General features: G+C 55.5%; 5 protein-coding genes. All 5 read right to left on the bottom strand.

All coding sequences use genetic code 11. The features are described 5' to 3' along the window. Positions 1-107: 107 nt before the first annotated feature. On the bottom strand, positions 108-1,244 hold the full coding sequence (locus tag F5984_RS01410) for an acyloxyacyl hydrolase (RefSeq protein ID WP_152122120.1): 1,137 nt from the start codon (positions 1,242-1,244) through the stop codon (positions 108-110). Beyond that, entirely contained in the window at positions 1,228-2,847 is a 1,620-nt protein-coding gene (locus F5984_RS01405; protein ID WP_246168765.1) for an ArnT family glycosyltransferase, read from the bottom strand. Before F5984_RS01405 ends, F5984_RS01410 begins: the two co-directional genes overlap by 17 nt. A 226-nt stretch (positions 2,848-3,073) precedes the next feature. Further along, complete coding sequence (gene sov / locus F5984_RS01400; protein ID WP_152122118.1) at positions 3,074-10,693, bottom strand: T9SS outer membrane translocon Sov/SprA; 7,620 nt, start codon at positions 10,691-10,693, stop codon at positions 3,074-3,076. Positions 10,694-10,999: 306 nt separating this feature from the next. Next, a complete protein-coding gene (ruvA, locus tag F5984_RS01395) occupies positions 11,000-11,596 on the bottom strand; it encodes a Holliday junction branch migration protein RuvA (RefSeq protein ID WP_152122116.1) in 597 nt (198 codons plus the stop codon). 173 nt (positions 11,597-11,769) lie between these two features. Continuing rightward, entirely contained in the window at positions 11,770-13,317 is a 1,548-nt protein-coding gene (locus F5984_RS01390) for a lytic transglycosylase domain-containing protein (protein WP_152122114.1), read from the bottom strand. Between the last annotated feature and the right edge of the window lie 118 nt (positions 13,318-13,435).

Raw genomic sequence — 13,435 nt, 5'->3', positions numbered from 1 at the left:
CATGTAAATTTTTTTCAAAAAAACATTACCTACACAAACCCCATTTACCTACTTAGTCCAGCTAAATAGTGAACAGAATATTACTTACACTCGGAAGTGGGTGGTTATCAGAGCGAATACCCCAAAACGAGCTGAATATTCTTTGTATCGTCGCCATAAGCCTTTACAGCTACTCCTCCCGTCAGGCCCGATCGGCTTTTGGCCAGCAGGCTATATTTCTGATACGTTGTCGGATTATACGTAGGGGGCCGGACAATATTCCAGCCCATATGCGCGGTCAGACCGAAAGGGCCCATCCAACATTCGTAGCCCGCCAGCATGGTTACCTGTCGATGCGCCTGATACCCCCCGTGCCACCGCCGAAGCTGTTCCCGAAAACTCCGGTCGTCGAGCACCTCTACCCCACCCGACAGATAATGGCTTCGCCAAACGGCATACCCGCCCACCAGATTAAGCCCCCAGATGGGGTAGCCACGCTCCGGGCGGTCGGTGGTGGCCGGCAAAACCCGCGTTGACCCCAGCATCACCATCCGGGTGAGCCACCGTTTACCCAGCATACCCGAAGGGCACTTAGGCCGTTTGGCCAACTGCGCGCCCGACGCTCCGGTAAAATAGGTCATACCAACCGTAAGAGCGGGCGTGTTGAGTCCCTGATTGGGTAACCGAACACCCGCATTTGACAGATGCTTACCTTCCAGCCCAACCAGAACCCGCCAGCCGGGGGCTACTACGTACCGGGCCAGCAAACCCGCACCAATCAGGCCGTTCATGGCTGTACCAATAGCCCGGTTGGTCGGGTTGGTTTCGGCATCGTACTGTCGACTCACGTACGAAACACCCGCCAGAATCCGGCCAGATACCGCCAAACGACCCCAACTGAGCAGTTGTGGCTCGTAAAACAAGGCAGCCCCGAGCGAATGCCCCAGTACAACTGGGTTCCGAAACGAATACGCCTGTACCAACACCCCGGCGCGGGCAAGCGGCCCACACGGTACGCCGTTATTCTGCCGAACCAGCAGTCGGTTAAACGAAGCCTCAACGCCTACCGCAGCCTGCTCACTGTTAGGCACAAACCGGGCCGGGCTACCCAGGCCGATCTGTGTGCTGAGGCCAAATTCCCGCTCGTCGGGTACAAGCCGAACCTGCGCCCGCACATTGGTGCAGACAACCGCCAGCAGGCTCCCGAGCGGCAAGGCGGCCAGCGCAAATCGGCGTTTCAGGGGGTGTCTACGGCGTGGAATCATCGTCTCTAAACTGGATAACGTAGGCAGAATGCCGATCAAACAGGGTTATTGGCCGTACAATCCGGTATGGCTCGCCCACCAGATTGGCCGAATCAGCGATGTAGTACGCCCCCCGTATTTTCTGGGTACTGCGCCGGAGCACATCGCCCCGCAAGGCTTCAATATGGAATGTGTTGAGGTCGGCCCCGCCATCAAACACAATCGTGTTACGGTATGCATACAGCGGACTGCCCAAGGTGGGCCGTACGGCCTCCTCAGTCTTCTGCTTGTAGAGAGCCCGCTTGGCAGCCCGGCCGGGTAGTACCAGCCAATTGAACCCCAACCGAATGACGAGCATGACAGCCACGAGCCAGACTAACCGGTTGGCCGGTTGCCGGACCATCTGTAAGACCAGCAAGGCCAGCCCCAGCGATATACAGGCCGTTTTCCAGACCATACCGGGTAGTTGTTGGGTAGCCGGTACAAACAACGTGGCCCAGCACCCGACCGCCAGAATACCGGTAGCGACCAACCATATCCGCTCCACCCAGAACCGGTATGGCTCGGTGGGGGTACTGTGGTTGACGTACAGATAAGCCAGAACGGTAAGCAATAACGGCATGAGACCGATTAGATAGCGACCGTAGGTTTGGGGCGAGGTCCAGTACACCAGCACGGTAAGCCCAAACGTCAACGCATTGAACGCAATAAAGGGCTGCTGCTGAACCTGAGCGCGGGTTCCGGGCCGGAACAACAGGGCCACCAAAAGCAGGTAGGGCGCAAAATGGTACAAGACCTCCACCGGAAATGTAAACAAGTGCAGCACGGTTGGCCCAATCCCGAAATGAGCAACCGTCCGTTTGGCGCTCTCATTGAACAGTACGCCAGCCACCTCGGCCAATGGAATCGAATTGCGACTGAAGTAGGCCACATAATACGTCGTCAGCAATCCAACAAACAGCAACACTCCCGCCAGATGCGCCGGATGCAGCAACCGTTTCCATTGCCGGGTGTATCCCAGCCACCCCACCAGTGTCAGCACCTCAAACGCAATTGACGGTAAGCCTTTGAGCATAAACCCAACCGCTGTTAGGGTATAGCTGCTCAGGTACATGAGGGTGTATTTTTGCCGTTGCTCGAAGTGAAATACCAGTAGCATGGTCGTGTACGTAACCCACGAGTAGGTAATCTCGATTAAGCCAAACAACGAATCGTACAGCAACACCCGGCCGGTGGTGAGCGTCATGAGAGCAGCCAGAAACGCAACCGTGGGCGATGTGTACCGGCGCACAAACGCGTAGATCGTCAGCCCAAACAGGAGCAACGAAACAAGCATTGGGAAACGCAGAGCAAACGACGAATACGAACCAAACAGGGCATACGAGCCCAGAATAATCCAGTTGTAAAGAGGTGGTTTGTTGAAATACCGCTCGCCGTTGAGGGTTGGCGTGAGGTAATCGCCCGACAGTTTCATTTCAAGGGCAACCAGCGCCCGGCGCGATTCATCGCCCGGGTCAAGGGGCATTAGCCCCAGATGCGTCGTCAGCACAACCAGCAAGCCTACAACCAGGGGTATAGCCAGTTGATCAGGAAGAATAGGTTTGCTTAGTAACGGTGTCTGCATGGGCAAAGAGTCCATCAAAGTAGTAGACTACTTTGCCCCAAAGTTGGAGAGCACAATTATTTTATCAAAAATTTATTTGTCAATTCTTTCATATATAATCTAATCTTAACGTGAGGCAGCTGGTTGAGGCCGCCCGGCGGACATCGCTGCCCAAGCCCATAGAAAACAAAAAGAGGTGTCATCTTTCCACATAAGATGACACCTCTCAATACGTTAGCAACACTCCTTATTCGGCCAGATTGAAGCGAACCTGTACCCCACCGGCCGTAGTTGCCCGACGGTACGAGTTGAGTACGAGCGGATCATTGAACGTACGGTCGAAGTAGAAGTTGAGGTTCAACCGGCGGCTCACAACATAATTGATCGTGGGGCGTATCTGGAAGTTATAGTTGCCCGACGTGACAATCTGCTCGGCATCGAGCTTGCGCTGAATAGCCCGCGTGTCGCGCAGGGTGAACTGAAACTGGAACGTCATATCGTTTTTCAACCGCCGACGCTGCCCGTTAACCATAAAGGGCAACCGGAAATTGTTTTTGGTGTACCCTACCGTTGCCGTGATGTCTTTGTTGGTCAGGTCGGCCACCTGCGCGTTGGAAAGGTTGAGTGCTACATCGCGGCTTTGGTTATACTCAAACCGGCCCGACCAGCGGTTTTTGGTCTGGAACTGAACGCCCAGCAAGGGTGCAAACCGCTCGGTCATCTGGATCGTGCTCATGACAAAAACCGGAATGTACAGACCTTCGAGCGTGGCCCGGCTGGCCAACGGGTAATCCATCACAGCCAGATTGACCAGCATAGCCGAGTAGTCGAGTGCCGACACAAAGTTGCCTACGCTGTAGTTCGACGTGTAGCTGTGGGCCAGCGTAAACGAGTTGAACCGTTTGCGGAACATCGGCAGGCTACTCAGACCCGTGTAGTCGATACGCCAGTTGGGTAGGGGGAAATTGTAGAACGGCGACAGGCTCGTTTTCTTCACACTCTGCCCACTGTAGGCGGCAAAAAACGCCGGAATCAGAACATCCTGCGAGTTGAGCGTATAGCTGCCCGGTCGGCCCGGCTCGGTGGGGTTTACCTGCTGCAACCGCGCCAGAATCTCTTTCCGGTTGTCTTCGAACCGCTTGAACAGGGTCGAAGCATTATTATTTACCCGCGAACTAAAGCCCAGGTCGTTGAAGGCTGTTCGGAACGACCAGAACGACATGCTGAACTGACCGTTGCGCACCGGGCTTTGGCTCTCGAAGTTGCCACCTACGGTTGAGGGCCGGTAAAACTCCTGATACGAGTCGGCGCGGGTGAGCCGCATCTGTACGTTCATCCGGAAATCCTTGAAGGGCTCCAGGTTAGTAGTTGCCGTGAAGTTTTTGGCGATGCTCTGCTGGAACGCCGTGTTGAGCACGGTGCTGTTGGTGAGCCAGCCACGCTCGGCCGCCTTGATCTGAATCTGCCGGTCTTGTGCCCCCAACACAAACGGCAGACCGGGCGCGCCCTCACGGTCGAGCCCGAAGAACCGGGGTGTCCGCAAGAAACCAGGCAAAATGGTCGATTCCTGAATGGTATAGTTGAAGTTGATGCCGCGCACGGTTAGCAACACCCGCGTAGCCGACTTGAGCAAGCGGTTTTCGTTACGCACAATTTCTTCAATATCACCGGGGCTGCGGGCAAAGTTTTTCCGCACCGGCGAGGGCGTATTGGCCCAGCGTAACGCTCTGATCTTGTTGTAAAGCAGCACTAGATCGATACGGCCCGTGATACCCCGCTCGCGGTTGTTGCGCAATACGTTACCAAACGAAGCCCCGGTAGAGTCGGTTAGGCCAAAGGCGTTGGCCTGAAACTGGTAGCCCATGCCGTAGTTGACATCGGCCGCAATCCAGTCGGTGAGCGGGAGTTTATCGAGCGGAAGTCGGTACGTAAAGCGCAGATCCTGCTGGTAGTTTTTGATGCGTCCCAATTTCTGCACACTCTGCCAGATGGAGTCGCGTTTCCATTGGCGGTCAATGTCGCCCGCCGGTTCGTCGATAATGGCGTTGGCCTGCGACTTATAGGTGAGCAACAGGTTTTTCGTCAGGTTCCAGGTAATATCGTAGTACCGGTTGAACAGGAAGTATTTTTCGAACAACGGAGCCACGCCAAGGGTGGTCAGGCCCGTTCCGCCACTGCCCGCAGCCGTAGGGTCGGCGTTACGAAGCTGGGTTTTAATGAAGCTCCGGTCCATATCCGTCCGTATCGATACCACGGAGGGTACCAGGCTCAGATTGAAATCTTTCAGCCAGAACAGGTACTTGCGCTCCAGACTTTTTACGTTCTTGAACGGCTCAAGTATACGGGGTTGCGGACTGTACGTGTACGTAATGCCCCCCCGATACTGCCGTTGCAGGTACTGATCGGTTAGGATGTTGGTGCGTTCAATGTCGTTGAAGGCATACGAGAACCCGAAGTTTTCGACATCGTAGAAATGATTCTTCGCGTTGGGGTTGGTTTTCACCTTCCGCACGTTGGAGAGGTTAATCCCCCGGCGCATGGTGCGGTCCTCGACCATCCGGCGGTACGACGACCGGGCCGAGCCATCGGGGAAGGCCAGTAACGACTGTTCGAGCTTCACATCGGGGTCGAGCGGGTCAAACTGCGGGGCAATCCGGCGGGAATCGACGTTGAAATACATCGGAATGCGCAGGCCCCACTTTTCGGGAAAGAGCTTATCAATCGACACTGCCGACGACACCCCGTACTCCACCGTGAGGTCACGCGTACGCTCGCCCACTTTGGTTTGTACCCCGCCAAATCCGAAGGTTGTAAACTTACCTGAAGCCGTCACGTTGGCGAAATCAGCCAGTTTGACGTTCATAGCCACCACCCCAGCCTTACCGGCCGTTTGGTCGTAGCCGTTGGTGCGAAGTTCGTTCACCCAGATCGTAAACGTTTTGGGTTGCTGATCGGCCGAACGCGGGTTGCGTACCCCAATCATAACAGACTGCACCGCACTCAGGTCAGGGTTACCCACAACCGTGATCTTGTACACTTTCGACGGGTCGTCGGGATCAACGGCCTGTCCCTCGTAAGGCACCGCCGACCGACGGGTCAGCTCACCATTTCGGCGAACTTTCAGGTCGATCAGGTCCTGCAGGAGAATATCTATTTCGTTCTCGTTGGGCCATACTTCGGTATCGGCAATGGCCGACGAAGGCGTGGCCTGCAGACCGGGGGTTTCAATTTCGTAGTAGTTATCCGTAAAGTCGGTACCAATTCGCATAAAGGCCGCCACCTGCCCGCTTTCATCCTGCTCGTTGTGCATGTGCACAAACATCTTGAGCCGCTTGCGGAATTGCAGGTCGAGGTTGGTGATACGGAAAGCCCCCCGCGAGTCGCCATCGCGCAGGTTGGTCACGCTCAACGCCATCGACTGCTCGTTGAGCTCCACGTTGGCAATCTGCGTAAAGTCGCGGTCGCGCTGGAAGCCCGGCGGCACCGTGTACCGATATTTGGTCTGTGCTACTCCCCCCCCGGTAACGGCCGTTGTGCTCTGACTGTTCTCTTCGATATTTACCGTAGTAACCTTAAACTGAGCATCGTAGGGCTCGGGCACTTCCTGCAAACCACGCTGATTCAAGTCGCCTGTAAACCGGCGGTACTGGTTGGCTTCCAGTTGAAGCTGCCCGAACCGAAGCACTACCGGCTCCTGGAAATCGGTCATGTACATCCGGATGAACCGGATCGACTTGAAGCCGTTGATATTACCGACCTTGCGGGCAAAGTCGCGCACCGGAATCCGAAACTGGTACCAGGTAGTCCCCTCCGTTTCAATTTTGTCAACAATATAGCCCCGGCCAACCTGCAACTGTCCCGGCCGCAGATCAATGGGGTATTCGTAGTAGGCTTCGTTGTCGTTGATGGTATTGTCGACGTTCAAATCCTCAATATCGGGCAGGTTAGTCGACGAGGGTGTCAGGAACTGGTTGCGATTGTTGAGGTCTTTGGAGTTACCATCCATGCCCATAAACTGCTTGTACCGGGCAACGATGTACTTAGCCGAGTCGGCCTGTGGGCCGAGGTAGAACCGGAAGTCGTCGTTTGATGGGTCGCTTTGAATCTGCTCGAAGGCATCAGCATTGACCCGGGGCCGAATCTGGGTGAGGAAGTCCGCAAATTTCTGCTGCTCTTCGGCATTGGTCAACCCGTCGAGGCCCACGTCCTGCCGTTCGAGATCTCCGGCCTGATTTGAGAAGGCATTGGTCACAAACTGCTGCCGGGTCACCTTACCCCAGGCCGTGGTGTCGTTGTCGGGGCCGCGGTCTTCGGGGTTTACTTTCAGGCCGTTTTCAAAATTGAACCGACCGTCTTTCACTACATCTTCCGAAATATCGCCGAGGTTGAAAATCAACCGCCCGCCCGTGGTATTGGGTTTGTTGCGCGAATCGTCGGGGAAGGCCCGCACCTTACCCCGCTCACCGGGCAAAAACGGGTCCATCATCCAGAAGGTAAGCGTTTCGACGTTGGCATTGTCGAAATCAATATCCGAACCCACCGCCCGCGTTACCGAACCGAAGTTCTGGCGTGGATTGGGCAGGAAGCCCTCACGGGTCAGGTTAGGATTGTAATTGTACATACCCCGCTCGCTGGGGAAGTAAGCTACGTCGAGGATTTGGGTCGGTAATACAACGGTTGGCGTTGAACGACCGGGAAACAACTGGTTAGGCAGAAAGTACTGCTCATAGAAATTCCGCTTGTCGTCTTCGGACAGGTTGAGCGGGATAGCCCCCGGCAAGGTGTTGTTGTAAATAGTCTGGTCGACGCTATACACCGAAATTTTGGCGCGGTTGTAGGCGTACTCCAACGGATTCTGAACCGTACCCTGTGGAAACTGGAGCGGGGTGGCCCCCAAACGCCAGCGGGTCGGTTGTCGGGTCAGGTCAAAAATGGTCCGGGCGGCTTCAAAATCATCAATAAACGAGTTGTCATTCACACGGGGCGCTACACCGGGGAAAAGCTGGGCTACCTCGGCCTGCAACGCAATGGTCGACAACTCTTTGGTTTGCAGGAACGGCAGCTTATCGACAAAGCGGGTCAGGCCGGGCAATTCTTTCCGGAGGTTCAGGTTGAAACCCAGAATTGTGTTGTTGACAGGCTCATTGCCAATGGCCACGCGGGTCAGAAAACCGGCGGGCGTTTCGCGCATGTTCATGGCCGTCATACCCACCGAAATATCGGGGCTGATGGCGTAGTCGAGCCGGGTACCGATGAGTCGGCGAATCTGGTTCTGGAACAAGTCGGGCTGCTCGTAGGCAATCCGAATCTCGCGGCCCGATGCTACCACGCTCTCGTTCAGGATGCGGAGTTGGCCCGTCGAAGCCTCGAAAATGTAATCGGCTCCGGCCGACAGAGGAACGCCCCCGGCCGACACCTGCACCGATTCTTCTTTCACACCAAATGGCAACTGCACGGACGGCCCTACCCCCGACTGCACACTTCCTTTGAGGAAAAACTTGTTGCGGTCGGGCACCTGAATGGCATCAGCCAGGGTCAGGCGGTACAGCTCATTAAATACGTACTTTGCCCGCAGGTCTTCTTCGGCATCGGTAAACTGCCGCGACAGGTACGACCCAAACGGTTCGAGCACGGGGAATATAATCCGGCCAAATCGCGGATCAACGGTTACGTTCTCGACAAAGTCGAAGTTGCCGTCGGGCTGCTTATCAAGTTGCTGGTTCAACTGGTCCATATTGAACACCTGCACCAGCGGCCGATCGCGCAGGTTCTGCCCCTCCTGCAAGTTGGGGTTATCGATACCCGTCTGATCGTCTTTGTACACGATTCGGAGCTGAAAGCCCTGCCGGTTAATCTGCTGACCAGCCATCGCACCAGCTCCGCCCATGCCACCTGCCCCACCGAGGGTATAGATGTTTTTCATCATCAGGTCCCACATCGGCAATTGCAGGTTGTTGCGGATAGTGGCCGACTTCAGCATTTTCAGCACCAGCACCTCATTGTCGCGCCGATTCTGGTAATCCTCGGTCAGTTCACCCACCTTGTAGCTCCGGCCCTGATAGGTGTATTCGAAAGCCACAGCCAGCACCTCGTCGTTGCGCAAGGGCGTCAGCAACGAGATATAACCCAGCTCAGGGTGAAATTTGTACTCCCGATCGGTCAGGCGCTTGGCGCCCCGCAACAGGTCGTAGTCGACGCCCTTCTGGAAGCCAAACTGCCCGTCGAGCACAAAACTCGCCCGGTCAACCTGCCGAATATCGGGGTTGTTCCGAAGCCGGTCGTAGAGGGTATTCGAGCGGTTATCGGCCGTAGCCGATCCGGCAATAATCTGCACATTCGGGTTGTTGGGGCTATTGAGCCGCCGGTTTTCACCCAAATCAGAGAAAGCCGCCAGGTTACGAAGGGTTTCGGTGGTGTTGGTTCGGTTGGTAACGTAGACCTCCAAACGCGTGATATTCACACCCGTTGTAATCATGGGCAGCGACCGCAAGCCGCGCTCGTAGTTATCCCGGAAAAACTGCGACAGGAAGAAGTGCCGGTTCTCATCGTACTGATCGGCCCGGAGTTCATACGGCCGCCCGATGGTGCCACCCCGCAACACAATCTCCTGCTTGCGTGAGCGTTGCTGCGAGCCCACCAGCGTTGCGTTGAGCCGCCCAAACCGAAGCTGCGATTTGAAACCAAAGAGGTTTTGCACGCCCGGAATCAGTTGGCTGTTGATGGGCCAGCTAATGTTACCCAGTTCGAGGCCCTGAATAATGCTTTCGTTCTTGGGCGTAAAATCAGGAATAGAAGGAGCCCCCAGCCCCTGTGTAAGGTTACGACCATTGGGCAAGCCACCCGGTAAACCGCCGGGCAGGCCACCGGGTAAACCGGGCGGCAGTAAGCCTTGTGGTTTATAGTTCAGTTTGAGGGCATTCTCAAAGTTAAAGCTGGCTTTGGTATCGAAGTTGGCGAGCATACCGAGCCGCTCCCCAATCTTGCCATTGAAGTTGATGTTGATCTGCTCGTTGAAGATAAAATTACCTTGCCGCCGTTGCTGAACCGGAATAGCCGGGTTGTCGATAAACTGATGCAGATACCCAAAGTCGAGCATCACAAACCCGTTGGGCTTAAAATCGACCTGCGATCCACCAAACAGCCGGTCGACTACTGGCGGCAACTCCAGTTTTGGGAGTAACCCACGCCCCCGTACGGCACTTTGGCCGTCGCGTTGTGCACTGTAATCACGCCAGAGCGACTGCTGTGCGCGCCCATTTTGCAGGCGCTGATAATCACTAAACGGGATACTCTCGGCCGGCCTGAATGGCAGCGTACCGACGCCCGGCGTGGATGCGCCCGGCGGGGTTGTACTGGATATAGGCCCTTGCGGTGAAGCGACGCCCGATGTACCAACGCCCAACGTACCGACGCCCGGCCGTACTTGTTCGTAAACAGACAGGCGGTCGCGGCTGTCGAGCCGAATATCGGTCCCCACTCCTTGCGGATCGCGCAGGATAAACGGTGAGCGGGATGTGCGTTCGGAGAAGCGGGTGGCGTACCGGTCGGGCCAGTTGACGGTAGGCCGCCGATTGGCCGAGCGGGCCGCCCGGATGCTATCGGCGCGCTCCTGAGCCGCCAAACGGGCATTGGCACGCCGGGTTGAGTCGGCCTGTTGGGCTGCCTGAGCCGCCGGGGTGGTATTGCGCCGGGGTACGGTTCCGCGCCGACCGTTCTGGGCCAGTGCGTTCGTATTCAGCACGCTAACGGCCGAAACCCCCAGCGTTGCACACAGCAGCCATCGGGCTACAGCCTGCCGCCTGATCCGGCGTTGAAGCGTAGTCACAGAGGTAAATAAGAAGTCGTGAACAAGGTAAGGGTTCACCATTGGTAATGCGTCAAATCGGTGGTGTGACAGATCACGATACGGCAACTGCACAGGTCTTCACTTCAAACGGCTAACATCGTGCCAATCGTATAAACATTGGACAATGAACAGCGAACAATAACAACGAACAGAGAACGGTGAACAACTAACAATGAGCAACTAACTGTGCTCAGAACGCCTACATGTAGAGCCGCATACGGCCTTACAAAAAATAACACATTGATTATCAACAAAAAGCAAAGAATTACCAGTCATTGGTAACTGCTCACTGTTGGTTGTTAGTTGTTCACGGTGCGTTGCTCATTGTCAGCGCAGTGCACGGCGAATTACGTCTTCAACGCTCAGATCGGCACCATCGGCGCTTTGCAGGATAGAATCGACATTTTTCTCGGCCAATGGCCGTTGAAAGCCGAGGGCCATCAAAGCAGCCAGGGCTTCTTCACGAACGGGATTAGCACCCGCCACCTGCCGGTACGTGGGCCCGTCGGGAATGACGCCGGCCTTCTTCATCTTATCTTTTAACTCTAAAATAATTCGTTGGGCCGTTTTGGCACCTACCCCTTTGATGCTTTGCACCACCCGCACATTCTCCGACAGAATAGCCATACGGAGGTCAGACGGGCTCAGGGCCGACAGAGCCATCAGGGCGGTGTTAGGCCCCACCCCCGACACGCTGATCAAATCCTGAAACAGGGATTTTTCGTCGCCACTCGCAAATCCGTAGAGGAGTTGGGCATCTTCCCGAAAAATGTGGTGGGTAAACAGTTTTACCTTGTCGCCCCCGCCGGGAAGTGTTGAGTACGTGGCTAAAGAGATGTGAACCGCGTAGCCTACGCCTTTCACGTCGATGATAGCGTAAGTTGGCTCTTTGTAAGCCAGCGTTCCGTCTAAGTATGCAATCATGCCTTAATGGCGTCTCGTTTAGAGGGTTACTAATCGGTAAATATACACAAAAAGGGGGAGAATAACCCAATGTATATGGTACCGATTGACGCACCGGTCTACGATTAGCAAGGCCCGATTATCGTTTCAAAACAGACGCTAAAGTTACCCTCAGTGGGTACTCCCAATAGACACTAGCCCACAATGAGTTTCTGGCCCGGCTTAAGAGCATTGCCCCGGATTTTATTAACTTTCTTCAGTTGCTCAATCGTCAGGCCGTCGTACCGCTGGGCAATGTTCCAGAGGGTATCACCCTGCTGTACCCGGTGGTAACGGGTCTTGATTGGCTTGCGGGCTGCTACCGACTTCGTTTTGGTCGCTTTCGGCGTGCCCTGATCGGCTAATGCTTCGGCCTGGGTCTCGCCTACATCCTTCAGGATAATCAGCTTCTGCCCCACCGCAACGGTGTTCGACGTGAGCTTGTTCCACTTTTTCAGGTCGTACAGCTCTACACCAAACCGCTCGGCTACCCGAAACAAACCCTCACCCTTCTTGACCACGTACGTGATCTTTTTAGGTTTCTGCACGAGTACCTCGTCTACATCGTCGGGGGCGGGTTCGTCATCGCTCAGGACGGGCGCGTTCGAGGCCAAAAGTGTTGTGGGTTGTTGCGCACTCAACCGCGACAGCGAGAACCGATCATTATCCTGAACCTGCTTGAGAGCATCGTACTGAACCCCCTCGGTATCGGCCAGCAGAATGTGATCCATCACGTTGGGTATCCGGCTCGCCGAGTCCAGAATTGCCTTCCGGTGCCGCTCGAAATACGCAAACTGATCGCTGGGCACACGGAGCATAAAGTTGCGCGTGTACGGCGGCAACACCCCCGTGGTAATGTGCGGGTTTAGTTTCTGCATATCGGACACGGGAATGCCAGTCTGTTTGGCAAACGTGACCACGTTGAAGTAGTTGTTCACGTGAATCGTATCGAACGGAATAGGGTAATCGGGGGCTTCGGGCGTAATGCCGTGGTCAGCCGCATAGTTGATGACGTACGTAAAGGCGATAAATTGCGGCACATACGCCCGGGTTTCTTTGGGCAGGTAGTCGTAGGTTGTCCAGAACGAATCGCCCCCCGACCGGCGCATGGCCCGCTTCACCGTACCAGGCCCCGAGTTGTAGGCCGCCAGAGCCAGCGGCCAATTCCCAAAAATGCGGTACAGGTCGCGGAGGTACTTGCAGGCGGCTTCGGTCGCTTTTACAGGTTCCATTCGCTCGTCTACGTAGTCGTCTTGGTACAAACGCATATCGCGACCGGTGCCGGGCATAAACTGCCAAAGGCCACCCGCACCCGCGTGCGACACAGCCCGGGGGTTCAGCCCCGACTCCACAATGGAGAGGTATTTCAGTTCGTCGGGTAGGTTGTACTGAGCCAGCAAACGCTCGTACAACGGGAAAAACATCGGCATCCGCTCCAGCATGGTGCGGGTGTAACTGGGTTTTCTGAACAAAAAGTGATCGACAAACCCATGCACCGTTTTGTGGTACGGCAGCGGAATGGTTTTCTGCAATTTGGGCAGCCGTTCCTGCAGGAGCGCTGCGGGTACCGAGGGGGTACTGGTGTATTCTTCAACAACTACCACCGAATCGGTGCGGGTGGTATCGGCCACAAACGGGCGGGCCGCCAAACAAACTGTACTGAAACCAAGCAGGCTCACAATCACAACGGCTGCTTTCCTCATGCTGCGTTTTGGTTTTAGATGTTTACTCGTTCCGGGTTCTTAGGCCATTTTTTACGTGATTCTCAAGCGGACAGATCGCTTTCAACGTGAAACTCCCCTACTGAATCGACCCAAACAA

Source organism: Rudanella paleaurantiibacter (assembly GCF_009184635.1).
Classification (GTDB): domain Bacteria; phylum Bacteroidota; class Bacteroidia; order Cytophagales; family Spirosomataceae; genus Rudanella; species Rudanella paleaurantiibacter.
Note: the sequence above shows the minus strand (reverse complement) of the source record. Positions and strands in the feature narration are given on the sequence as shown.